Raw genomic sequence first — 25,266 nt, forward strand, 5'->3', positions numbered from 1 at the left:
ACTAAAAATTCACAATTATGGCAACAGTAAATGTTTATCTCAATTTTCCCGGCAATACCGAGGAAGCATTTTTATTTTATCAATCGGTTTTTGGAACTGATTTTTTTGGCGAAGGCATTATGCGTTTTAAAGATGTTCCTCCATCAGCCGACATGCCTCCTATGCCCGACGGAGTTGAAAATATGGTAATGCATGTAGCACTGCCCATTTTAGGCGGACACATGTTGATGGGTTCCGATGCCCCCGGCCAAATGGGATTTAAGGTAAATATGGGAAACAACATATACATTAACCTCCAACCCGACACCCGTGAGGAAACCCGTAAACTTTTTAAAGCGCTTTCTGAAGGCGGAGTCGTGGAGCAGGAACTACAGGACATGTTTTGGGGCGACTTTTTTGGAAGTTTAAAAGACAAATTTGGTGTTTTGTGGATGTTCAACTGCGCTGAAAAAGAATAATGCAAAATGTTGATAAAACGTTGCGGACTTGTGAAAAAGGGCATCGCTATTACAAAAGCAGCGATTGCCCAACCTGTCCGCAATGCGAAAAAGAACGGAAACCCGAATTTGGATTTTTGTCTCATCTCTCAGCTCCCGCCCGGCGGGCTCTGGAAAAGCACAATATTACTTCGGTTGAAGAATTGAGTAATTTTTCTGAAAACAAAATCCTGGCACTTCACGGCGTTGGGCAAAACGCGATTTCAAAACTGAGAGAAATTCTAAAAGAAAACGGACTACAATTAAAAAAATAAAAAATGGATTCAAACAGACTTGAGATTATCGCACGCATTCAAATTCAAAAACCGGCAAACGAAGTTTTTGAGGGCATTGTAAACCCGGAAAAAATGAGCAACTATTTTATATCCAAAAGTTCAGGAAGAATGGAGGAAGGGGAAACAATAACCTGGCATTTCCCTGAATTTGAGGAGGGTTATCCTGTGGAAGTAAAAAAAGTTGAACAGAATAAATTAATCACATTTTTTTGGGACGCCAACAACGAGAAAACAGAAGTAAATATTGAACTTTCAGAAAAACCCAATAACAGCACCCTTGTAACTGTAACTGAGAAAGGCAAAGAAAATTCACCGGACGGAATCAACTGGTTAAAAGGAAATACCGAAGGTTGGGCAAATTTTCTGGCCTGCCTCAAAGCCTACCTGGAATATGGTATAAACCTGCGAAAAGGAGCCTTTGATTTTTTAAAGGAAAAAGTTCTTCCCGATGAAATTTTAAAAGTTTCTCCGGATTGTGAGATTTTTACAACCCGTGTAGTAAATTTTTCGCAGGAAGAAGTTTTTAAAGCGTGGAGCGAACCAAATCATTTAAAAAAATGGTGGGGCCCCAATGGTTTTACAAATACATTTCACACATTTGACTTTCGCCCGGGTGGAAAATGGAGCTTTATTATGCATGGCCCCGACGGCACTGATTACCCAAATGAATCGGTTTTTGTTAAAATTGAAAGCCCTTCTATGATTGTATTTAACCATGTAGTATTGCCTTATTTTCAAATCGTGGCCACTTTTGAAAAACTGTCACCTGCAAAAACCAAAGTGAATTTCAGAATGCTTTTTAAATCTCCCGAAGAGTGCAATCAGGTGAAAAAATATGCCGAAGGCAAAAATGAAGAAAATATGGACAGGCTGGAAACAGAACTAAAAAATGTAGTAATCGAATAACACATTATTAAAAGTATAATCATGAAAAATCAAATATACCCCTGTCTCTGGTTTGACGGAAAAGCCAAAAAAGCAGCAGAATTTTACTGCACAGTTTTCAAAAAAACAGATATTACATCGGAAAGTCCGTTGGTGGTTACATTTGAATCGTCGGGACAAAAATTTATGTGTCTGAACGGTGGGCCACAGTTTACAATTAATCCATCCATTTCATTTTATGTGGTTTGTGAAACCGAAGAAGAGGTCGATTCAGCATGGAACAAACTTTTGGATGGCGGAATGGTGTTAATGGAACTTGACAAATACGACTGGAGCGAAAAATACGGCTGGCTGCAGGACAAATTTGGTATTAACTGGCAACTGGCTTTAGGAAAAATGGAAGAAGTAGGACAAAAGATAACACCTACCTTAATGTTTACAAAAGAACAAGCCGGAAACGCAGAAAAGGCCATTGAACACTATACCTCAATTTTTGATCATTCTTCAGTGGATGGAATCCTCAGGTATTCCAAAGAAGATCCCGATACAGAAGGAACCATTAAACATGCACAATTCAAACTTGGAAATAATGTATTTATGGTTATGGACAGTTCTCTTTCACACAACTTTAGTTTTAATGAAGCAGTCTCGTTGGTTATAGAATGTGATACACAGGAACAAATTGATTATTACTGGGATAAACTTTCTGCCGTACCCGAAGCCGAGCAGTGTGGCTGGTTAAAAGATCAGTTTGGAATTTCATGGCAAATTATTCCTTCAATTCTGGAAAAGCTGATGAGTGATCCTGCCCGTTCAGAGAGAGTTCTCCAGGCTTTTCTAAAAATGAAAAAATTTGATATCGAGGCGCTGGAAAATGCTTAAACCCAAATTTCAAGCGTTGAATTAGCTATATTTGTATTCAGTAAAAACTTCTGAAACATTGAATGCAAAAGCTAATTGACTATATCAATCAATATGCAAAGCTTGATGACGCTGCCATCCTTGAACTGGAATTAAGAGCGGAAACTGAAAAATTCAAAAAAAATGAGTTTATCCTCGAACAGGGAAAATATTGTAATAAAATCTGGTTTATAAAGTCGGGAATGGTTCGAAAATTTCATTTGCATGAAGGAAAAGAAATAACCGCCTGGATTCATATCGAAAACGAATTTGTAACATCACTCCATTCCTATTTTCATCAAACTCCTGCAATTGAATATTTACAGGCATGCGAAGAAACCGAACTTATTGGGATTTCACGTCAAAACAGCGAAAAATTGGCACGATTCCCTCAATTTACCATATTTGCCAATTCGTTAATGGGTGAACATTTCGTAAAAATTGATACGAATTCCAGGGAGTTTGGACTGCTATCGGCAAAAGAAAAATACGATTACCTGAAACAAATTTCGCCTGGAATGCTAAAACGTGCAAAACTGGGTCATGTCGCATCATTAATGGGAGTTACACAGGAAACCCTAAGCCGGATAAGAAAACAAAACTGATTTTTTTGATCTACATCAAAAAAACTGTAATCATACCTTCCGAACTTTGCCGAAAAATTAGAAACAATGGCAAAGAATTCAGTTTTCAAAACAGAAACAGGGAGAAAGGAAATCCTAAATTATTACGACCGAATTTTAAATCGATGGCCACAAGACTGTAATAAACAGTTTATAAAAACCCGTTATGGTTTTACGTTTGTAATTGAGTGCGGAGAAAAATCAAAACCTCCGTTGATTTTACTGCACGGAGCAGGCTCTAACTCAGCCATGTGGAGTGCTGATGTAGTTGAATACTCAAAAAAATACCGGGTATTTGCCATCGATATTATTGGCGAATGTGGCAAAAGTGCGGAGAACAGGCCCGATTTTAAAAGTTCGCATTACTCCAACTGGCTACTTGATATTTTTAGAGCTTTTCAACTGGAAAATGCAAGTTTGGCAGGTTGTTCTTTAGGTGGTTGGATTGTAATAAAATTCGCTACCCGGCACCCGGAAAAAGTAAGGCAACTGGCGCTGATAGCAACGTCGGGAATTACGCAGATAAAACCGTCGTTAATTTTTTGGCTGTTGGTAACGTCTGTTTCGGGGAAATGGGGTTTTAATAAAATGAATAAAATTGTTTACAACGATATTAATCCTGATGAGCAAACCCTACAATTTACAAAACTCGTGAAACAACATTTTATTCCACGAACCGATGCCCTGCCTCTGTTTACAAACAATGAACTGCAAAGAATTACAACACCGGTATTTTTTCTGGGTGGCGAAAACGATTGCTTTTTTAATTCAGAAAAAACAGCCAACCGTTTAAAAACCAATATCGGGCAAGCTGAATGTAAAACGCTCGAAAACACCGGACATGTAATTACAGTTTCGGTAAACTACATTCTTAATTTTTTAAACCGTTGCGAAAATGAAAAAAATTAAATTCAGCGGAATTTTACAGGAATTCATCAACAAAGCAAACAATGGGAATACCCAGGATGTTGACTTCATAATAAAACACTTAACAACAGAATCTTCATTGCCAATGACCCGCTATGTTGATTATGCCCTGAGTTTGGTAAAAAATGAAGCAGGAATCCGGCAGTTAGAATTTTATCTTTTTCACGGCAGTTTAATACAACGAAATTATTGCTCGTTGTTTTTTAACCGCCGTGGTGACTGGCTCACGGTAAAAAAGGCCTATCAACAGGGATTAATCGACGAAATTCAGGCCTATTCAAGATAACGTCAATGTTAACCTTTAAGCACTCAAGCAAACACTACAATAATACTCTGAATTACAGACACTTTACAATTCATTAATTTTTATTCCCTGAAAGAACAACTAATAAAAAAATGGTTTACATTTGGTTCAGCTTTTTAAGTAAAAAATAGGTATAAATTTATATAGCGTTTAGATAACACACATGAAGATTGTGATTCGAAAATCGGTGTCCAGCGACCTCGGTTTTCTTGAAGAATTGGAACAAAAATGTTTTCCTCCTTTTCAGCAAAGTACCCGGCGGGCGATCCGCTACAGCTTGTCAAGTCCCTTTCAAAATGTAATTATTGCAGAAACCACGCAAAACGAAATAAGCAAAACAATTGGCTCTGCCACATTATTTTTATATCCCAAAACCTTACGTTTATTTTCAATCGCTGTTTTTCCTGAATACCAGGGAAAGGGAATCGGGAAACAAATTCTGGAGTATATATTTAATCTGGCAAATACCGGAAAATTTGAACGAATCTCGCTCGAAGCCAGAAAAACGGATAATAAACTGATAGAATTTTACAAAAATGCAGGATTTACGGTAACTGAAGATTTACCCGACTACTATTCAAAAAATGAAGATGGTGTGCGAATGGTTTTTAAGCTCGGCGATCATGCAGAAAAACAAAGCATTTCGAATATTATTATTGTTCGCGACCCCAAAAACTGGAATCTGGAAATTGAAGGTGTAAAAGTAATTTCATCGCGGAGTTATATAACAGATCCCGAATTTCAGTCCTTAAAAAATGTGCGGATTTTTAATCTTAGCAACTCCTATCAATACCAAAAAATGGGGTATTATGTGTCGCTCCTTGCATCGGCGCGTGACCACCGGGTAATTCCTAACGTTACAACTTTACGCGATTTTTCAAGTCTTTCGTTGGTAAGGTCCATTTCCGGTTATGTAGATGATAATATTCAAAAAAGTTTAAAACACGTAAAGCAAAAGAAGATCAGCATTTTTGTTTATTTCGGGCAGTCGGTAAATACCAAATTCCGCTTGCTGACACAAAAATTATATCATCTCTTCGAAGCTCCGTTAATCCAAATCGACTTTGTAAAAACCGAAAAATGGATGGTGCAAAGAGTCTCTCCGTTAAGCCTCAAAAAAGTGAATCCCGAGCACATGGAAAAGGTACAGGAATTTGCAAAAAACTATTTTTCAAAAAAACGTTTTAACCGGCCTCGTTTTAAAAACTACAAATACGACCTGGCCATTCTGGTTAATCCGCAGGAAAAAAATCCCCCCTCCTGCCCCAATGCTTTGCAAAACTTTAAAAAAGCTGCTGAAAAAATCGGTTTTTATGTTGAATTTATTACCAAAGACGATTTTAGCCAGTTGCCTGAATTTGATGCGCTTTTTATACGCGAAACTACAAATGTAAACGACCACACCTACCAGTTTTCGCGCTCTGCTTACGCTGAAGGATTAGTTGTTATTGACGATCCGTGGTCGATACTGCGATGCTCCAACAAAATTTTTCAGAATGAACGCTTAAAACAAAATAAAATAAAAACACCTGCCACTGTTATTTTGGCGAAGTCAACGTATCATAAATCAACATCATTACAATTAAATTTTCCTTTGGTTTTAAAACAACCCGACAGCGCGTTTTCTCTGGGAGTGGAAAAAGTAAACAACGAAGAAGAACTGGACTCTTCCTTAAAAAAACTATTCAATTTATCGGACCTTGTTGTTGTACAGGAGTTTATGCCTTCTGAATTTGACTGGAGAATTGGTGTTTTGGATCAAAAACCATTGTACGCCTGCAAATATTACATGGCAAAAGACCACTGGCAAATTTACGACTGGAATACGGAAAGCAACGAGAATTACGGTGAATCAGAAACGCTGCCAATTGAGGAGGTTCCTGAGATTGTAGTAAAAACTGCTGTAAAAGCTGCTTCGCTCATTGGAGATGGGTTATACGGTGTAGATCTCAAAATGATTAACGAAGAAGTATATATTATCGAGATAAATGATAACCCCAACATCGATGAAGGAATTGAAGATTTGATTCTGAAAGATGAAATTTATATACGAATCATGAAATCTTTATATAACCGAATTGAGATCAATCGTAACATTGCGCAATTTGTAACGGTGTAAAAAAACAAAAAATAGTATCTTCGGCTCAATTTATATAAGATTATATACTTGTTTTTAGTTTATCTGCTAAAAATTTAAAAGTAACAATTGTTGTCAAACAGGTTTTTATTAACCCAAACAAGTAAAATGGAAAATAAAACAAATCTGGAAGTTGCGTTAAAAGCGGCTGTTAAAGCAGGTGAAAAAATTTTGGAAATATACAACGACCCGAATTCTGATTTTTCGGTTGAAAAAAAAGCAGATAATTCACCCTTAACTATTGCCGATAAAATAAGTCATACTACCATACAACACTTTTTATCAGATACAGAGTTTCCGGTACTTAGTGAAGAAGGTCGGAGTATCGAATATCCAGAAAGAAAAGACTGGCAAAATTTCTGGATTGTTGACCCGCTGGATGGCACCAAAGAATTTATTAAAAAGAATGGCGAATTTACGGTAAATATTGCTTTGGCAAAAAACGGGAAGCCGGTATTGGGAGTAATTTATGTTCCTGTTTCAAAAACATTATATTTTGGCAATATTGGGTTGGGCGCGTTCATATGTGAGAATGTGAGTGGGGAAATTACCTTTGATTCTGTATTAAGGAAAAGTGAAAAATTACCAAAACCCAAAACAACAGAGAAATATTTTGTGGTTGGAAGTCGTTCACACATGAGTCCGGAAACAGAAGAATATATCGATGCGTTAAAACAAAAGCATGCCGAAATTGATATTATTTCAAAAGGAAGTTCGTTAAAAATTTGTATGGTTGCAGAAGGTATTGCCGATGAATATCCGCGTTTTGGTCCAACCATGGAATGGGATACAGCTGCCGGACACGCGATTGCAAATGCCGCAGGTAAAAAACTGTGGTTGACCGACCTTTCTGAAGAATTGGCCTACAATAAAGAAAATTTGTTAAACCCATATTTTATAGTAAAATAAATTAAAATGATTGGAGACAATATACACCCGGTATTTGATAAAATTAAAGACAGAAAGTCAAAAGAAATATACCTGAAGCAAAGGGCTAAAGTAATCTGGTTTACCGGCTTGTCAGGTTCCGGTAAAACAACCCTGGCTAGTGCACTTGAAAAAAGACTGTTTGAATTAAATTATTTTTGCCAGATACTGGATGGTGATAACGTTCGTTCCGGAATCAACAAAAATCTCAAGTTCACAGCAGAAGATCGAATTGAAAATATTCGGCGAATTGCTGAAGTTTCCAAGCTCTTTATGAATTGCGGCATTATTCTTATCTGCGCATTTATTAGCCCAACCAACAAAATTCGTGAAATGGCAAGGGAAATTATCGGCGACGAAGATTATCTCGAGGTTTTTGTAAACACACCGCTGGAAGTTTGTGAAAACCGTGATCCTAAGGGTTTATACAAAAAAGCGCGAGCCGGAGAAATTAAAAACTTCACCGGGATTTCGGCACCTTTTGAAGCGCCAAGTCACCCCTTTGTTGAAATTGATAATTCAAATCCAAAAATCGATGAAACGGTTAAAGAGCTTTTAAAAGCGATTATCCCTGAAATAAAATTCGACCCATTAAAAGAACTTTAACTCTTTTAGATTTTATCATACGCACAGCAGAATAAACACAAAAAACTATATTTCAATATATTAAATAAAAACTCCACTCTTTTATTTTTAATAATAAACCTCCATTAAACAATCTTATGTTCTTTTTTGTTTACTTTTTTGACAAAATCGAAAAGTAAAACTAAGACTTAAACAAATGAAGATTGTTGTTTTAGGTGCAGGTATATCCGGTCATACTGCCGCTGCTTTCCTCAAGAAAAAACTTGGTAAAAAACACGATGTAATTGTAGTTTCTCCCAGTCAGTACTATCAATGGATTCCTTCCAATATTTGGGTTGGAGTCGGAAGGATGACGGTTGATCAGGTGCGTTTTAAACTTGAAAAAGTGTATAAACGATGGGGAATTGTTTTTAAACAAGCCAAGGCCAATGCCATTCATCCTGAGGGTGATGAATATACAAACATGGGATTTGTTGACATAGAATACACCACCGCCGGTAAAAAAGGCCAAACCGAAAAAGTTGAATACGACTTTCTGGTAAATGCTACCGGACCAAAGCTAAACTTTGAAGCAACAGAAGGTTTAGGTCCGGGCAAAAACACAGTCTCTGTTTGTTCGTACGACCACGCGGAACATGCCTGGGAAGAACTGGAAAAAAGTATTAAACGGATGAAAGAGGGCAAAAAACAACGTTTCTTAATCGGAACCGGACACCCAATGGCAACCTGCCAGGGAGCTGCATTTGAATACGCGCTGAATATTGCATTTGAATTAAAACGCAGAAAACTCTCACACATGGCAGAAATTACATGGATAAGCAACGAATATGAAGTTGGTGATTTTGGAATGGGCGGTGCATTTATAAAAAGAGGAGGTTACATTACTTCAACCAAAGTTTTCACTGAATCCGTTTTTGCAGAAAATAATATCAAATGGATAAAACGCGCCGGAGTAAAAAGAGTGGAACCGGGAGCTGCGCACTATGAAACCTTGAATGGAGAAGAAAAAACAGCAGAATTCGATTTTGCAATGCTTATTCCCGGATTTGCCGGACAAGGGTTAAAAGCATACAATAAAAACGGAGAAGACATCACTTCTACTTTGTTTGCAGCCAACGGATTTATGAAGGTTGATGCCGATTACACTCCTAAACCTTTTGAAGAATGGAGCATTAACGACTGGCCACAAACCTATCAGAACCCGACCTATTCAAATATTTATGCAGCCGGAATTGCATTTGCTCCACCACATAGTATTTCAAAACCTATGAAAAGTGTAAATGGAACTCCCATATTTCCGGCACCGCCGCGAACAGGAATGCCATCAGGAGTTATTGGTAAAATAATTGCTCAAAACATTGCACACGCTGTAAAAACCGGAAAAACCGAGCACAAACATACAGCAAGTATGGGCCGAATGGGCGCTGCATGCATCGTATCGGCCGGATACAGTTTAACAAACGGACTTGGAGCTACAATGACCGTTTCACCAGTGGTTCCCGACTGGGAAAAATACCCTGACTGGGGAAGGAACATCAAATCTACGGTTGGTGAAATTGGTTTGGCCGGACACTGGATAAAACTCTTCCTGCATTATATGTTTCTGCACAAAGCCAAAGGTTATCCATTATGGTGGCTACTACCTGAATAATAAAGAGATCGAATTGAATGAACGAATTTTAAAAGAAAAAAATGGAAAATAAAATTACTTACGCGAACAAAGATGAATTTTATCCGCCAATTCCAACAAAAGCAACAAAACGCCTGCGTACAAATATATTTGTTCAGATATATAAATTTTTCAGGCTAAATCTGAAAATAATGTTAATTGTTGTAAAAGGGCATTCCTAAAAATCAACTAAAAATTTTCACAGAAGTCATTGTTAATGAACCGCCAACATATTTATCATTAAAAAATTCAATTTCATCTTTTTTATCCTGTAATCCAAGGGTATAAATAAGCGGGTAATAATGGTCGGGCGTTGGAATTGCCAATTTTGCGGCGCTGCCAAGGCTTTCATAGTCTATTAAAGCCTGATGTTCCGCTTTCCCGATTTTTTCTTTGAATGTTTCATTCATCTCTTTCGCCCAGTCAAAGCCATAGTTGGGTGTATCCATATTTTGCCAGTCGACACGCCGAAGGTTATGAACCATATTTCCACTGCCAATGATCAGCACTCCTTTTTTTCGAAGTGTTGCCAGTTCTGTTGCCAGTTTGTAATGATAGTCAGCAGGTTTGTAAAAATCTATACTTAGCTGAATTACAGGAATATTAGCTTCCGGATACATGTGCCGAACCACGGTCCATGTGCCGTGATCAAGTCCCCAATCGTGATCCAGCCCAACATCGGTACTTTTTATGATAGATGTTAGTTCTTTAGCCAGCTCGGGTTGTCCCGGCGCCGGATATTGCACATCATAAAGTTCCTTTGGAAAACCGCCAAAATCGTGAATAGTTTTTGGATTTGGCATTGCTGTAACATGTGTCCCGCGAGTCAGCCAGTGCGCTGAAATACACAAAACAGCTTCCGGTTGCGAAATTTCTTTTGCAAATTTTGACCAATACGCAGAAAACTCATTTTCTTCAATTCCATTCATTGGTGAACCATGCCCCATAAAAAGCACTGGCATTTTACGGTCTCTTTCGGCCAAATCGCCGGTTACCTTTTGTAAATCTCGTAATCCTGACATTCCTGTTAATCCTCCAACTAAATATAAAAACTCCTTTCGTAACATAAAATACAGATAAATTGGATTAAAAAAAGGATCTGACCAGCCGATCAAATCCTTTCCAATGGCGTATATACCTTATTAAACCAATAATTAAATAGCCTCAGCCGTTGCAACCAAATTAAATTCAATTTCAAAATCATCATAAATCATTTTATCGCCAAGGCCACTAAAAAATTTACCCGATCCGTATTTTACATCATATTTCGTTCTGTCAATTTCCGCAGTACCATTCGCCGTAACTGTACCATCATTTACCTCAACTGTTGCAGGGAACGAAAGCTCGTGAGTGATACCTTTGATGGTAAGCTTTCCGGTAACAATATATTCTCCGTCAGCTGCACCAGCTTTAAATCCTGTTGCTTCAAAAACGGCTTGAGGATGATTTTCTACAGAAAAGAAATCATCTGACTTTAAGTGGCCAACCAATTTTTGATTCATATCACCTGAAAGATCGGTACATGCAATACTGTTCATATCCATTTTAATATTTGCCAGCTCCAGGCTTTCTCCACTAACATGCACTTCCCCGTTATCCACCAAAACCGTTCCTGTGTGTTCTCCTGTCACTTTTTTACCGGTCCAGATTACTTTGCTCTTTATCGGATCAACCTTGTATACGGCTTTTCCATCATCTACACCTTTTGCCATTACTCCTACAGAGAGAAATAATACGCTCAACAATACTAAACTTAACTTTTTCATTTTTCTGATTTTTTAATTATTAACACTGCAAACTTACATTGTCATTAACATCAAAAAAATAAACTAGTTTAATAAAAAGACAAATTAGTCTTTTTTTCTTGCGCGTTTTGATAAAATTTTGCTCAAAAAAACCGGTGTAACACCTAAATAAGATGAAATATGGTATTGGGGAAGCCGATTTATTAATTCAGCATGGTTATTTACTAAATCTTCGTAGTTTTCTTCGGCTGTTTTTGCAAGAATAGAAATCAACCTTTTTTGCTGGAATATGTATGAACGTTTCAAATAACGGACAAACGAAGCAAAATTATTGGTGAGTTTATTCATATTCTCGTCGGTAATTGAATATACAACACTTTTCTCAACTGCGTCAAGGAAATAAGAAGTTTCGGCGGGTGTAGCCAAATCACCAATCCATTGGTTTTCTCGGGCAAACAAAATATTAAACTCTTTACCTGAAGAGTCGATGACATACATCCGCAATAAACCTTTCTCAATAAAATAATGACGAGTATTTGTTTCACCACTGCCAAAAATCAGTTGTTTTTTTTCAAATACTTCCTTCCGAAATGAAATCTGAATCAACTCCTTCTCTAAGTTTGTAAGTTCCCGCTCAAGATTTTCTTCATAAAATTTTTCAATGGCAACGAAGTTTTCCATATCATTTCAGCTCTTATACACGTAAAAATAAGAAGTTTTAGTAGAAACAGATGTCTGAAGAAGAAAAAGCCTTTTAAATCAGCAAATTTTAAACGGAGTTGTAAAATAACTTAAAAATGTATTTCATTTTTCCACAAATAATTACAATCCTTTCAACAGAGTATAGGATAGCCTGAACCAAATTATTATATTTGACAGCACAGATCAATTAAAATTTTTATTCATTTCCTTTAAGGATTTAAAAAGCTAATCATGAAAAAGAACATTTTATCAGTAGCTGTTTTTGCTGCGGCAATTTTGCTTTCTGTAACAACAATGGCACAAAAACCAAACACGCTTACAAGAGCCGAAAAAAATGACGGCTGGGTACTACTTTTTAATGGCAAAGATTTCGATGGCTGGCGCCAATGCAACGGAACAGAAATGCCTGCCAACTGGGAAATTGAAGACAATGCGATGAAAGTATATACCGGCGAAGGGAAAAATCCCGGTCAGGGAGCTGGCGGCGACATTCTTTTTGAAGACAAAAAATTTAAAAACTTTGAATTGTCTATTGATTGGAAAGCAGGAAAAATGGCGAATTCCGGTATCTTCTACTATGTCCGCGAAGTTCCGGGTAAACCTATTTATTTTGCAGCACCGGAAGTTCAGGTACTTGATAATAAAGAAGCTACCGACAATAAAATAGACAGTCACCTCGCCGGTTCGCTTTATGATATGATTGCAGCAGATCCATCAACTGTAAATCCTGCAGGAGAGTGGAACACCTGTGTAATTAAAGTAGACGACGGTGAAGCAACCATCAGTATGAACGGCACCGAAGTAGTAAAATACACACATTGGACACCTGAATGGGACGAGCTGGTACAAAACAGTAAATTCAAAAATTTCCCCGGCTTTACTGAAGGCATTGCAAAAGAAGGTTTTATTGGTTTGCAGGATCACGGATATACAGTTTGGTTCCGTAATATCAAAATTCGCGAACTTTAGACTGGCATTAACGACCAAATTTTAAAACTAATTCTATATTCTGCTATCCATTTATTAAAAAAAATTTGTTTTAAAATTTGTTATTATGAAATTATTAAACAGCAGACTATTTAGTCTGCTATCTCTTTTTTTGTTCTTTTCCTGCGGGAGTGAAAAGCAGGTAGAACAATCAACGGATTACACACAATTTGTAGACCCGTTGATTGGAAGTGGTTATCACGGTCACGTATTTGTAGGAGCCAGTGTTCCTTTTGGTGCGGTTCAACTTGGGCCAAACAACGAAACACAAGGCTGGGACTGGTGTTCCGGTTATCACTATTCCGATTCAGTTTTAATCGGATTTGCTCATACACATTTAAGTGGCACAGGGATTGGTGATTTAGGCGACCTTGTTTTTATGCCTGTTTCCGAGGCTTTCAATCCTGAAGAAGCAAACGAAACACCTTTTCCCTGGAAATCAAAATATTCACACGACAAAGAGACAGCAAAAGCCGGGTATTATTCACTTCATATCGATCGATATGATGTCGATGCCGAATTGACAGCCACGAAACGGGTTGGTTTCCATAAATACGATTTTAATGCGGATGGAAATTCAAAAATTATAATTGATTTGAAATACGGAACTGGTTGGGACAAAATAACAAATGGGGCTATTCAACAGGCAAATGACAATTCTGTTGAAGGTTTTCGTTTTTCGAGTGGATGGGCACGAGACCAGCAGTTATTTTATTACACCCGGTTTTCAAAAGACATAAAAAATTTTGAAATACTTGAATCCGATGAAAAAACAGGCGATTTGACTGCCATTATCGAATTTGAAGGAAATGGCGAGCTGATGGTAAAGACGGGAATTTCTCCCGTAAGTGTGGAGGGCGCCGAAAATAATATGCTTGCTGAAATCGACGAGGAAATTGGATTATGGAATTTTGATGCTGTGAAAGAAATGGCTCATAAAATGTGGAATAATGAATTGGGGAAAATTAATGTTGAATCAGCCACTCTTTCAGACAAAAAAATATTTTATACAGCACTCTATCACACCATGATTGCGCCATCGTTATTTAACGATGTAAACGGAGACTATCGGGGGGCAGATCGACAAGTCCATAAAAATCCGGGCTACGACACATACACAACTTTTTCGTTGTGGGATACCTATCGTGCAGCTCATCCGCTTTATACGCTGACACAACCCAACCGTGTTAACGACTTTGTAAATACAATGCTCGATATTTACGACCAACAGGGCAAACTTCCGGTTTGGCACCTTCATGGTAACGAAACCAATACGATGGTTGGCTATCATGCGGTTCCGGTTATTGCCGATGCGTACTTGAAAGGATTCCGCGGCTTTGATGCTGAAAAAGCACTGGAAGCAATGAAAGCATTTGCGATGCGCGACGAACGCGGACTGGATTACATAAAAAAGCAGGAATATATTCCGGCAGAGTCACAGGTAGAATCCGTTGCGCGTGCGATGGAATATGCAATCGACGATTGGTGCATTGCTGCTATGGCAAATGCTATGGGAAAAACAGAAGATGCTGAACTTTATACAAAACGATCAAAATATTATCAGCATTATTTTGATAAGGACATTCATTTTGTTCGTGGTAAAATGGGCGATGGAAGCTGGAGAACCCCTTTTGACGCTATTTCGTCGCAACACCGCAATGACGATTTTTGCGAGGGAAATGCCTGGCAGTACACCTGGCTGGTGCCACAGGACCCGGAGGGGCTAATTCAGCTTTTTGGCAGCGGGGAAGCTTTTATCAACAAACTGGATAGCCTTTTTACTATTGATTCAGACCAGGTAGAAGGTGCATCTTCTGATATTTCCGGATTAATCGGTCAATACGCTCATGGAAACGAACCAAGTCATCATACAACTTATATGTATGCTTATGCAGGGCAACAGTGGAAAACTGCTGAATTGGTTCGCGAAATTTGCAGTACCATGTACACTGACAAAAATGATGGTTTATGCGGCAATGAAGACTGTGGACAAATGTCGGCCTGGTATGTTTTATCGTCAATGGGAATGTACCCGGTAAACCCGGCAGCCGGAACATATGTTTTTGGAAGCCCTGTGTTTGATGAAATAACTATTAATTTACCTGAAAATAAATCGTTTACCATTGTTGCTGAAAATAACAGTCCTGAAAATATTTATATCCAATCGGCAGTGCTAAATGGGAAGGAATACAAAAAGACATTTATTACCCATAAAGATATATTAAACGGAGGCACACTCAAATTTGTGATGGGAAACCAACCGCGTGAGGAATACGGAGCTGCATCTGAAGACCGGCCACAATCGGAAGTTTATTAGAATTAAAAATATTTTTATAAAATTTTGTGTGTGCATACTAAAAAGTAAAGCACAAAATTCTCAATAAAAAACGTAAAAGAAAAAAATCATAAATCGAAATTTCTGGATTATGAAATACACAGCATTATTTATCACCTTACTATTTCTGTTTGGGTGCGAAAACAGTGGTAATGACAGCTCGCATGCGGTTGCCACTCATGACAATGAAAATTTAACTGACCTGGTCAATCCGCTAATGGGAACTGATTCCGAATTTTTGCTATCAAACGGAAACACTTACCCCGCTATTGCGCGACCATGGGGAATGAATTTCTGGACACCCCAAACCGGAGAAATGGGTAACGGTTGGGGCTACACCTATGATGCGTACAAAATCAGAGGAATCAAACAAACCCATCAACCCAGTCCGTGGATAAACGATTACGCAGCGTTTTCGTTTATGCCGGTCACCGGAGAGCTAAAAGTGAATGAAGACGAACGGGCTTCCTGGTTTTCACACAAGGCAGAAACAGCCAAACCTTTTTACTACAAAGTTTACCTGGCAGATTATGATGTGACTGCCGAAGTAACACCAACCGAGCGTGCGGCAATATTCAAATTCACATTCCCCGAAAATGAAAACTCATATCTGTTACTTGATGCATTTAACGGTGGTTCATCGGTAAAAATCATTCCTGAAGAACGAAAAATTACAGGCTACTGCCAAAATAATCACGGCGGAGTACCAGCTAATTTTCATAACTATTTTGTTGCAGTTTTCGACAAAGATTTTGAAGTCACTAAAACATGGAAAGAGGAAAATCTGGGTAATTCAAAAGAAGCAAAAGGAGATCACACCGGTGCAGTTGTTGGATTTAAAACCCAAAAAGGTGAAAAGATACATGTAAAGGTAGCTTCTTCATTTATTAGCCCGGAACAGGCAGAATTAAATTTAAGCCGTGAAATTGGCAGCAAATCATTTGACAATATCTATTCAGAAGGAGAAGCCATCTGGGAAAAAGAACTTTCAAAAATAAAAGTTGAAGGAGGTACAGATGAACAACGCCGGACGTTTTACTCCAGCCTATACCGTACCTTGCTTTTCCCGCGCAAATTTTTTGAAATTAATGCCAGTAATGAAATTGTACATTATAGTCCGTACAATGGTAAAGTTTTACCGGGCTATATGTTTACCGACAACGGTTTCTGGGATACATTCCGTGCGGTTTTCCCGTTTTTCACGCTAATGTATCCCGAGCTGAATTCACAAATAATGGCAGGCCTGGTTAACACTTATAAAGAAAGTGGTTGGTTACCGGAATGGGCAAGCCCCGGTCACAGGGATTGTATGATTGGTTCCAATTCTGCATCGTTAATTGCCGATTCGTATTTAAAAGGAATCAGAGGGTATGATATTGAAACGCTTTATGAAGCAATTGTAAAAAATACGGAAGACTGGATGGAGGATGTAAAATCAGTAGGAAGGTTTGGAGCTGATTATTACAATAAACTCGGGTATATTCCTTACGACGTAAAAATTAACGAAAACACAGCACGCACCCTGGAATATGCTTATGCCGATTATTGTATATGGAAACTGGCTCAGGAGCTGGAGCGCCCACAGGAAGAAATTGACCTGTTCAAAAAACGCGCCCGGAATTTCCGTAACGTTTTCGATTCGGAATATCATCTTATGCGGGGGAAAAATGAAGACGGAGTTTTCCAGTCGCCATTTAGCCCTTACAAATGGGGCGATGCCTTTACTGAAGGAAACAGCTGGCATTACACTTGGAGTGTTTTTCAGGATATCGAAGGACTCAAACAATTAATGGGCGGCGATGCCGGTTTTGTAGCGATGCTTGATTCAGTGTTTGTTGTTCCTCCTATTTTTGACGATTCCTACTACGGCTTTCCAATACACGAAATACGTGAAATGCAAATTGCAGGTATGGGAAATTATGCGCACGGTAATCAACCAATTCAGCATATGATTTATCTGTACAATTATACCAACCAGCCCTGGAAAGCTCAAAAACATGTACGCGAGGTTCTTACTAAATTATATACTCCACAGGCCGATGGTTACTGTGGCGACGAAGACAACGGACAAACTTCGGCATGGTATGTTTTTAGCTCAATGGGATTTTATCCGGTTTGCCCGGGAACCGACCAGTATGTTTTTGGAGCTCCTTTGTTTAATAAAATCACACTTCAGATGGAAAATGGAAATGAGTTTGTTATTCGCGCCGACAACAACTCAAAAGAAAACCTCTACATTGACGATGTAAAACTTAACGGGGAAGTATGGAACAAAAACTATATTACACACGAATTATTACAAAATGGCGGAGAGCTTGACTTTAATATGGCATCCTCGCCCAATAAAAATCGTGGAGCAGGGAAAGAAAGCTATCCCTATTCGATGACAAACGAAGAAGAGTAAAAAAGTCTCCTGCCTTCGTCTGCGAAGAAATTAAAAAAATCCATCTTTATTCAAAAAAGAAAAAGATGGATTTTTTCCAACCAAAACTCCTTCTAGAAAAAGAAAACAGGAATAAGTGAAATCACCTACTCCTGTCTTTCTACCTAATAATCAACTTATACATTTCAAAACAAAAATCCTATATTTACTGAAGCCGATTTATTTCTAACATCATCATTATCTGCTATTTTACTTAACCCCATATCATAATTTACGGAAAGCTGCAATGCATTGCTTTTACACACCGGAAATTCAAAACCAAGTTCAAACGACCATCCCAAATCAATATCGTTTAAATTGTCTAAATCGCTTGTTTGTCCCTGGTATTTTTGCTCGGCATTTACTAAATAAGCACAATACGGCCCTGTGGCAAAAAACAAACGTTGCCCATTTTTGAAACCGGCTTTTTCGCTGGCTGAAAACTCTGCTTTAAGCGGCAAGGCCAGATAACTCAAGTTGGTTTGAAGTTTCGAGTCTTCGCCCAAAACATCTGTTTTAGCTCCAATCGTTTTATATTCGATTCCCGATTTAAAAGCCAACCAGTTACTTGTCTCATACCTTCCGATAATTCCCGCATTAAAGCCGGTTCGCAAACCATCATTGTCAAAAATATTTCCAATATCAGATTGAGTAGAAGCATTTGCTCCAAGCTTTACTCCCCATTGAAACTGAGCAAATAAATTTGGGCTTAAACTCAATAATATCACAACTACCACCAAAAACTTTTTACTGTTATTGTTTCCGTTTTTTTGAGATTTGTCTAATGAAAATCCTTCGTCTGATGAAGAAACCAGTCGCGTTCTCAATTCGTACTGGTCTGATTTTCTAATTTTCTGTTTCATTGTTTAACTGTTTATATCTTAAAAACTAATCATTTCGACGATTTTGGTCATTTAGTCGAATAAAAAGCAAAAATTTTTAGGTACAAATTCCATGAAATAAAATTTCCAACATGGCGTCGATCTCTTTTCTAAAATTTGTTTCCAAATCTTTTTCAACTATTAAGGGTACCTCTAATCCTTTCATTGCAATTAATACTGTCTTCGCTGTTAATTCAGCATTTAAACCTTTAAACTCACCACTATCAATTCCATCTTTTATGATTTGAGTTATTGAATTAACTTCGCTTTCATCATAACGTCTCCTGATTTTTTCTATAAAATCATAATTTGAAAGATATTCATCTTTTAAAGCAACATAGAAGTTTCCCCAATTTTTAAATCCTTCCATGCGCACAAAAATATAGGAGCGCAATTTTTCTTTAGCCGAACTACTCTCCCCTACTTTAGCAACAATTTCCGAGCGCAATACACTTGTCTCTTTTTCAACCACAGCCTGAAAAACCTCTTCTTTACTTTTAAAATAGTAGTATAAAGAACTTTTTCCCTTACGTGCTGCATATGCAATTTCATCCATTGTAGTTTTTCTAAAACCATAACGCATAAAAATGTCCTGCGCAACTGTAATTATATTTTCTTTAACTTCTGATTTCATCTTACGACTTTTCGACTATTTTGGTTCAAAAGTACAACTTTTATTGAAAAATAAAACAGGCATTTTTGTTTTTTTTCAAATCTAAACTGAATGTTAAGATAAAATCTAATTGCAAAAACACAATATTAATTTACCCTTAAATAACAAAGAATTTTCCTTCTCGGAAAAAATTTGTTTATACTTTTGCTTACAAATAATGAATGAACATTCATTTATTAATAAAAATAAAATGGCACGAATTACAGATAAAAACAGGATTGAAAGGCTAAAGCAATCAACGATGAAATTGGTTGTGGAACGAGGATTTGGCGGCGCCTCTGCATCGTTAATTGCCAAGGATGCAAATGTGGCATCCGGGTATTTTTATATGCATTACAAAGGTAAATATGAAATGGTAAATGCGCTGCTTCATGATGTTTACCAGGAGGTTGTTCAGAAATTTGAAGAGCTAACCAGTCTCGATTCTACATTCACAAGCATTGTTGAAAATATGATTCGCCATTTTTTTACGATGGCAAATACCGACCCAAACAAACTCAAATTTCTTTATGTGCTAATGAATGATTACAGTTTTGTCATCGATAAAAAACTACATGACGATATATTTAAAATTCTGAATATTTTGGTATACGATGGTCACTCATCCGGACAGTTGGACAAAGAAATTAGCCAATCCGACTTGTATCTGATTGTTGTAATCAACACCATTCAATATATAAATCAACATTACAAGAACTCGAATAAAAGGGTCGTTTTCAGAAAAGAAGACGAAGACCACCTTATTTATTTAACAAATAAAATTTTAAAAGAGCCAGGAAAATGAAAAAGAGAAAACAATTCATTTGTACCTTCTTTTTAGTGTTTTGCGGTATTATCGTTTTGTCCGGGCAGGAAAATAATCAAATGCTCACTTTTGAAGAAGCATTTCAAATGATGACTGAGCAAAATCCCGGAATACAACGCGCGAAACAACAAATCAAACAAAAAGAGTACGAATTAAAGGCAAAAAAAGGATTGTACATGCCCCGGGTTTCGTTGAGTGCCAAAGCTGTCTCCATGTCAGATATGCTTCACCTCGATTTAACCCCCGTAAAAGATGCAATTACACCTCTGTACAATACTCTCGGAACATATGGTGTATATAGTGGTGTCCCCAATCCCGACCCGGCTACAAACACAGTTGTCCCGGTTTTGTCTGATGACCAGAGCACTGCAGCAGTAAGAGAAAAATTACTTGAGGCCGGAAACGAAATCAGCAATGCAAACTGGGATGAAGTAATCCAGGAAAAGAACTTTGCAACAGTTTCAGCAGATGTGATGTGGCCTTTGTTTACAGGGGGAAAAATAAAAGGTGCCAATGATGCGGCCGATGCTGAACTCGCCATAAGCAAAGAAGAACTGCGACAAACTGAGGGAGATCTGCTTACGGAACTTGCCACCCGATATTACGGACTTACACTTGGCATGCAGGTATTGAAAGTGAGACAACAAATGATGGATATAGCTGATCAACACTACATTGACGCGCAAAAATTATTTGACAACGGAATGATTGCCAAAGTGGAACTTTTACATGCCAGGGTCTCAAAAAATGAAGCAGAGCGACAACTAAAAGAAGCAAAACGAAATATTGAAATTGTTCACTCCGGGCTGGAAGCAACGCTTTCGCCTGACTCGACGTTTAATATTTTGCCTGCAAGCCACTTGTTTATCAACAAGGAATTGCAGGATATTTCCTACTGGGTAAACAAAGCATATGAGACAAACCCGCAACTTAAAAAAATTAATGGAAAAAGGGAGTTGGTGAACATTAACAACAAGGTGAACAAAGGAGAGTATTTGCCAACTATAGCTATGATTGGAAGCTACAATCTGGCTGAAAAAAATCTTTCGCCCTATATGCCCGACTGGATAGTTGGCGTAGGCTTAAAATGGCCGGTTTTTGAAGGTTTGGGGAGAAAAAATAAAATAAAGGCTGGTAACACATTGGAAAACCAGGTGAACTTTGCCGAACAAAAAGCATATTCCGATATAAAAGCTTACATAACCAAACTTCACGAAACCCTGCAGATGCAAATGGAACAACGGAATGAACTGGAAAGTACACTTGAGCTGGCACAAGAATACGCAGAAAGTACACAAAAAGCGTTTAAAGAGGGGCTGGCAACATCAACTTCAGTAGTAGAAGCTTATACGAAAGTGGCTCAGGTAAAAGCACTTCGTTTAAAAGTATTTTATAATTACGATGTTACGCTTGCACAACTCATTCAAACGGCCGGTGTTCCGGAACAATATACTGCTTTTTGCAAAGGAAATAACACCATTACAGAATCATTAATCAATTAAAGAATCGATAAATCATGAATAAAAAAACGATAGCAACCATTCTTGTTGTTACAGCTGTTTTAGCTTTTATTATTTACACTTTTATTGTTGTTTTGAAAAAAGAGCCTGTTGTTTTACAGGGAGAAGTTGAGGCCAAACAATTGAAAATAGCATCAAAAGTTCCGGGAAGAATTTTGGATATTGCGATAAAAAAAGGACAAAAAGTCAATAAAGGAGATTTTATCTTTTCCATTGACAGTCCTGAAATTAACGCAAAAATGGCGGAAGCAACAGCTGCTCGTTCAGCGGCAAGCGCTCAAAGCCGGAAAGCACAGAACGGAGCCCAGCAGGAAGATATTACTGCAGCATACAGTACGTATGTAAAAGCTGAAGCTGCAGCTCAATTTGCCGAAAAAACGTATGAACGCATTCAGAATCTGTTTGAAGAAGGTGTAGTACCTGCCCAAAAACGCGATGAAACAGAGACAAAAATGAAAGCGGCCCGGGAAACAGCCAATGCAGCAAAAGCAATATGGCAAAAAGCAGAAAAAGGAGCACGCGAAGAAGACAAAGATGCAGCAGCTGCTCTTGTAAAAAGAGCTGATGCTGCCATTGAACAAGTACAGGCTTATCTTGACGAAACATCTGTTAACGCAATTTCAGGTGGTGAAGTTTCCGGTGTAAACGTTGAACAGGGAGAACTGGTTCCAACGGGGTTTCCGGTGGTTACTCTGCTAGATCTTGAGGATATCTGGCTAACGTTTTACATTCGCGAAGACTATTTGTCGCAATTTAATATGGGAAATACATTTAAGGCTAAAATTCCCGGGTTGAATAATAATGAATATGAATTTGAAGTAAGCTATATTAGTCCTACAGGTGATTTTGCCCGTTGGAATGCCACCAAAACATCCGGCGATTTTGATTTAAAATCATTTGAAATTGAGGCCCGCCCGGTTTCAAAAATCGATGGCCTGCGTCCGGGGATGACAGCCATTGTAACTTTAAGTGAATAAATCATGAAAACGAAAAAATCCCTTTTTGCCGTAACAAAACGGGAATTAAGGCGGATTTTTCACAATCCGGCTTACCGTTTTCTTTTATTGTTAGGTCCAATCATCGGTATTGGCTTACTATTTTTTATTTTCCATAAGGGTGTAGTAAAAGAGCTGCCTGTTGCAATTGTTGATCGTGATAATTCAACATTATCAATAAAAATAACAAATGCCCTCGACGCTTCTTCCGACGCTGATGTATGGGTGCAAACACCTGATATTTTCAAAGCCCGGGAAATGCTCAAACAAGGTTTGGTTGAAGCGATAGTGGTTATTCCTTATGAAACAGAAAAATCTGTATTCCAGGGAGTTCAGGCTGAAATTCCGGTTTACATAAATGGTACAAATGTTTTAAAAGCAGGCATTCTTCAACGTTCTGTTCTGACGACAATAAAAACCATTTCAGGTAGTGTACAACTTCAGAAATTAATGATGTCAGGCAAAAACGAAGAGGAAGCGATGGCTCGGATTGTCCCGGTGAATATCCAGCGACATGTCCTTTTTAATCCATTTACCAATTATTCATATTTTCTCAACTCTGCACTGATGTATGTGATGTTATTTCTATTTGTGTTGCTGAGTTCAATCTATACGCTGGGGAATGAATTAAAAAGAGGCACCGGCTTAGATCTTTTGGAAACAAGCCGAAATAGTGTTCGCTTGGCTATTGTTGGCAAACTCCTGCCTTACACGGTTATCTTTTCTGTTTTTGCTCTTTTTATCAATATTCTGTTATACAAGATCGATGGAATGCCTTTAAACGGAAATTATCTGATAATCTTCGGTGCGCAGTTTGTAACTATTTTAACCTATCAGCTGATGGCTCTTATTTTTGTTGGAACAACCATAAACCTGCGTTTGGCCTTGTCTATTGCCAGCGCTTATTCCATGATGGGAATCACTTTTTCCGGTCTTACATTTCCGTTGGAAGCCATGCCAGAATTTGCACAAATCTTTGCTTCAATTTTCCCGTTTACCTGGTGGGAAAAACTATTTATTTCGCAGTCGCTCCGCGGCGCACCACTCAAAGAAGCTCTCCCCTACATCTGTTACATTCTTGTTTTTTTGCTGGTTTCTCTCTGTTTCATGCCATTTTACAAGCGTTACCTGGAAAATCCAAAATATTGGGGCAAAAGCTAAAAAAGCTGCAAAAACGAATACAGACATTACAAAAAAATTAAGCAATGCAAACAGTTCAAAATAAAATTAAGGGATTCCAACTTACAGCCATTCATTTTACGAAAGAATTAAAAGCCATATTTACCGACAGTGGAGCTTTACTCATCCTCATTGGAGCCGTGGTAATTTATCCCATTATTTATTCCATTGGTTATTATAATGAAGTGATGACAGACATAAAAATAGCGGTGGTTGACCAGGATCATTCTGAGGCCAGTCGAAAATATACAGCGATGATTGATGCGTCAAGTGAGTTGGAAGTTGTTTACAAACCGTTGGATTTGGTCAGTGCCGAAAATTTGTTTATGACAAACAAATTAAGCGGTGTGATTCTGATTCCCAAAAATTTTGGAAAAAATGTACTCTCCGGCAAGCAGGCAAACGTTGCAGTTTATGCCGATGCCAGCTATTTTCTTAAGTACAGGAATACCATTTTGGCAAGCACATATTCCAATGCTTATTTTAGTGGCGGAATCTCTGTATTACATTATATGGCAGAGGGCCAATCTTTTCAGCAAGCCCAAATAAGCAGCGATCCACTTCCGGCATACACACATATTTTGTACAATCCGTCATCAGGTTACGGGAGTTTTGTAATGCCTGGCGTAATTCTCGTTATTTTTCAGCAAACGCTGTTAATCGGAATCGGATTACTGGGAGGCTCATTTTCTGAATCAAAAGCATCTCCCTTTATCCTGCTCAAACAAAAAAGAAGAAAAGAAATTATTCCTTATCTGACCGGAAAAACAGGTGCATATATTTTCATTTCACTCTTAAATATTGCTTACGCTATTATTTTGGTTCATCATTGGTTCAAATATCCTGACAAAGCAAGTATTCCGGATGTTTTAATGCTTATGTTTCCTTTTCTGTTGAGTACTATTTTTCTTGGAATTGGTGTATCTACTTTATTTAAACATCGCGAGTCGGCGCTTATTTTTATGGTTTTTCTGTCACCAATAGCATTATTTTTAAGTGGATTATCGTGGCCTGCATCTTCCATTCCGCAATGGCTGGTTTTGCTTTCAAAACTAATGCCGAGCACAACGGTAATTCCGGCCTACCTGAGGTTACGAACAATGGGAGTCAGTCTTACCGATGTAAAATCGGAGATGATATTTATGTATATTCAAGCTGCGGTTTACCTGACTTTAACACTTGTCTATTTCTTTATAAAAACAGGAAAGAAAAGTAGAAAGGCATAAAAAATCAGAATCTTATTTCACAAATATTGAAAAAAGTATATACTTTTCCTGTGTAAAAGTATAAACT

At 37.9% G+C, this 25,266-nt stretch carries 25 protein-coding genes; 20 read left to right on the forward strand and 5 right to left on the reverse strand.

Features of this window, described 5'->3' with window-relative positions:
• The first annotated feature begins 17 nt into the window (after positions 1 to 17).
• From GM418_RS00805 to GM418_RS31425, 12 genes are all read left to right on the forward strand, one after another.
• Positions 18 to 458: a VOC family protein gene (locus GM418_RS00805; protein WP_158862221.1), complete on the forward strand. Its 441-nt coding sequence runs from the start codon at positions 18 to 20 to the stop codon at positions 456 to 458.
• Positions 458 to 751, forward strand: a complete 294-nt coding sequence (locus GM418_RS00810; RefSeq protein ID WP_158862223.1) for an RNA polymerase alpha subunit C-terminal domain-containing protein — start codon at positions 458 to 460, stop codon at positions 749 to 751. The genes GM418_RS00805 and GM418_RS00810 overlap by 1 nt, the downstream gene beginning before the upstream one ends.
• Before the next feature lie 3 nt (positions 752 to 754).
• Positions 755 to 1,678, forward strand: a complete 924-nt coding sequence (locus GM418_RS00815; RefSeq protein WP_158862225.1) for an SRPBCC domain-containing protein — start codon at positions 755 to 757, stop codon at positions 1,676 to 1,678.
• Positions 1,679 to 1,699: 21 nt separating this feature from the next.
• Positions 1,700 to 2,539 carry a VOC family protein gene (locus tag GM418_RS00820; protein WP_158862227.1) on the forward strand — a complete coding sequence of 280 codons (840 nt, stop codon included), beginning with the start codon at positions 1,700 to 1,702 and terminating at the stop codon, positions 2,537 to 2,539.
• Between the two features lie 62 nt (positions 2,540 to 2,601).
• Positions 2,602 to 3,162 carry a Crp/Fnr family transcriptional regulator gene (locus GM418_RS00825; protein ID WP_158862229.1) on the forward strand — a complete coding sequence of 187 codons (561 nt, stop codon included), beginning with the start codon at positions 2,602 to 2,604 and terminating at the stop codon, positions 3,160 to 3,162.
• A 66-nt stretch (positions 3,163 to 3,228) separates the two neighbouring features.
• Positions 3,229 to 4,089, forward strand: coding sequence for an alpha/beta fold hydrolase (locus GM418_RS00830; protein ID WP_158862231.1), 861 nt, complete (start codon positions 3,229 to 3,231; stop codon positions 4,087 to 4,089).
• Positions 4,076 to 4,393 carry a hypothetical protein gene (locus GM418_RS00835; protein ID WP_158862233.1) on the forward strand — a complete coding sequence of 106 codons (318 nt, stop codon included), beginning with the start codon at positions 4,076 to 4,078 and terminating at the stop codon, positions 4,391 to 4,393. Before GM418_RS00830 ends, GM418_RS00835 begins: the two co-directional genes overlap by 14 nt.
• Before the next feature lie 181 nt (positions 4,394 to 4,574).
• On the forward strand, positions 4,575 to 6,530 hold the full coding sequence (locus GM418_RS00840) for a GNAT family N-acetyltransferase (protein WP_158862234.1): 1,956 nt from the start codon (positions 4,575 to 4,577) through the stop codon (positions 6,528 to 6,530).
• 126 nt (positions 6,531 to 6,656) lie between these two features.
• Positions 6,657 to 7,457, forward strand: coding sequence for a 3'(2'),5'-bisphosphate nucleotidase CysQ (gene cysQ, locus GM418_RS00845; protein WP_158862235.1), 801 nt, complete (start codon positions 6,657 to 6,659; stop codon positions 7,455 to 7,457).
• 6 nt (positions 7,458 to 7,463) lie between these two features.
• Positions 7,464 to 8,081, forward strand: a complete 618-nt coding sequence (cysC, locus tag GM418_RS00850) for an adenylyl-sulfate kinase (RefSeq protein WP_158862236.1) — start codon at positions 7,464 to 7,466, stop codon at positions 8,079 to 8,081.
• 175 nt (positions 8,082 to 8,256) lie between these two features.
• The gene (locus GM418_RS00855) at positions 8,257 to 9,711 is read left to right on the forward strand and encodes an NAD(P)/FAD-dependent oxidoreductase (protein WP_158862237.1); all 1,455 of its coding nucleotides are present in this window, start codon (positions 8,257 to 8,259) and stop codon (positions 9,709 to 9,711) included.
• Between the two features lie 41 nt (positions 9,712 to 9,752).
• Positions 9,753 to 9,911 carry a hypothetical protein gene (locus tag GM418_RS31425; protein WP_217447674.1) on the forward strand — a complete coding sequence of 53 codons (159 nt, stop codon included), beginning with the start codon at positions 9,753 to 9,755 and terminating at the stop codon, positions 9,909 to 9,911.
• Positions 9,912 to 9,914: 3 nt separating this feature from the next.
• Here the strand turns inward: GM418_RS31425 and ygiD are convergent, their stop codons facing one another.
• From ygiD to GM418_RS00870, 3 genes are all read right to left on the reverse strand, one after another.
• A complete protein-coding gene (gene ygiD / locus GM418_RS00860; RefSeq protein ID WP_158862238.1) occupies positions 9,915 to 10,796 on the reverse strand; it encodes a 4,5-DOPA-extradiol-dioxygenase in 882 nt (293 codons plus the stop codon).
• 87 nt (positions 10,797 to 10,883) lie between these two features.
• On the reverse strand, positions 10,884 to 11,495 hold the full coding sequence (locus tag GM418_RS00865; RefSeq protein WP_158862239.1) for a YceI family protein: 612 nt from the start codon (positions 11,493 to 11,495) through the stop codon (positions 10,884 to 10,886).
• 84 nt (positions 11,496 to 11,579) lie between these two features.
• Positions 11,580 to 12,155: a Crp/Fnr family transcriptional regulator gene (locus GM418_RS00870; protein WP_158862240.1), complete on the reverse strand. Its 576-nt coding sequence runs from the start codon at positions 12,153 to 12,155 to the stop codon at positions 11,580 to 11,582.
• A gap of 252 nt (positions 12,156 to 12,407) precedes the next feature.
• On the opposite strand from GM418_RS00870, the gene GM418_RS00875 reads away from it, so the two are divergent.
• From GM418_RS00875 to GM418_RS00885, 3 genes are all read left to right on the forward strand, one after another.
• Positions 12,408 to 13,145, forward strand: a complete 738-nt coding sequence (locus GM418_RS00875; protein WP_158862241.1) for a 3-keto-disaccharide hydrolase — start codon at positions 12,408 to 12,410, stop codon at positions 13,143 to 13,145.
• 85 nt (positions 13,146 to 13,230) lie between these two features.
• Positions 13,231 to 15,480 (forward strand): GH92 family glycosyl hydrolase, encoded by a 2,250-nt coding sequence (locus tag GM418_RS00880; RefSeq protein ID WP_158862242.1) that lies wholly within the window; start codon positions 13,231 to 13,233, stop codon positions 15,478 to 15,480.
• Positions 15,481 to 15,589: 109 nt separating this feature from the next.
• Positions 15,590 to 17,902 carry a GH92 family glycosyl hydrolase gene (locus tag GM418_RS00885; protein ID WP_158862244.1) on the forward strand — a complete coding sequence of 771 codons (2,313 nt, stop codon included), beginning with the start codon at positions 15,590 to 15,592 and terminating at the stop codon, positions 17,900 to 17,902.
• Between the two features lie 164 nt (positions 17,903 to 18,066).
• Here the strand turns inward: GM418_RS00885 and GM418_RS00890 are convergent, their stop codons facing one another.
• Positions 18,067 to 18,783: a porin family protein gene (locus GM418_RS00890; protein WP_158862246.1), complete on the reverse strand. Its 717-nt coding sequence runs from the start codon at positions 18,781 to 18,783 to the stop codon at positions 18,067 to 18,069.
• 76 nt (positions 18,784 to 18,859) lie between these two features.
• Positions 18,860 to 19,435 (reverse strand): TetR/AcrR family transcriptional regulator, encoded by a 576-nt coding sequence (locus tag GM418_RS00895; protein WP_158862248.1) that lies wholly within the window; start codon positions 19,433 to 19,435, stop codon positions 18,860 to 18,862.
• Positions 19,436 to 19,664: 229 nt separating this feature from the next.
• On the opposite strand from GM418_RS00895, the gene GM418_RS00900 reads away from it, so the two are divergent.
• Genes GM418_RS00900 through GM418_RS00920 form a run of 5 tightly spaced genes read left to right on the forward strand, consistent with a single transcriptional unit; the run spans position 19,665 to position 25,199 of the window.
• Positions 19,665 to 20,258 carry a TetR/AcrR family transcriptional regulator gene (locus tag GM418_RS00900; RefSeq protein WP_158862250.1) on the forward strand — a complete coding sequence of 198 codons (594 nt, stop codon included), beginning with the start codon at positions 19,665 to 19,667 and terminating at the stop codon, positions 20,256 to 20,258.
• Positions 20,255 to 21,781: a TolC family protein gene (locus tag GM418_RS00905; RefSeq protein WP_158862252.1), complete on the forward strand. Its 1,527-nt coding sequence runs from the start codon at positions 20,255 to 20,257 to the stop codon at positions 21,779 to 21,781. Before GM418_RS00900 ends, GM418_RS00905 begins: the two co-directional genes overlap by 4 nt.
• Positions 21,782 to 21,795: 14 nt before the next feature.
• The gene (locus tag GM418_RS00910; RefSeq protein ID WP_158862254.1) at positions 21,796 to 22,776 is read left to right on the forward strand and encodes an HlyD family secretion protein; all 981 of its coding nucleotides are present in this window, start codon (positions 21,796 to 21,798) and stop codon (positions 22,774 to 22,776) included.
• Positions 22,777 to 22,779: 3 nt separating this feature from the next.
• A complete protein-coding gene (locus GM418_RS00915; RefSeq protein WP_158862256.1) occupies positions 22,780 to 23,955 on the forward strand; it encodes an ABC transporter permease in 1,176 nt (391 codons plus the stop codon).
• A 44-nt stretch (positions 23,956 to 23,999) separates the two neighbouring features.
• The gene (locus tag GM418_RS00920) at positions 24,000 to 25,199 is read left to right on the forward strand and encodes an ABC transporter permease (protein ID WP_158862258.1); all 1,200 of its coding nucleotides are present in this window, start codon (positions 24,000 to 24,002) and stop codon (positions 25,197 to 25,199) included.
• The last annotated feature ends 67 nt before the right edge of the window (positions 25,200 to 25,266 follow it).

Source organism: Maribellus comscasis (genome assembly GCF_009762775.1).
Lineage (GTDB): Bacteria > Bacteroidota > Bacteroidia > Bacteroidales > Prolixibacteraceae > Draconibacterium > Draconibacterium comscasis.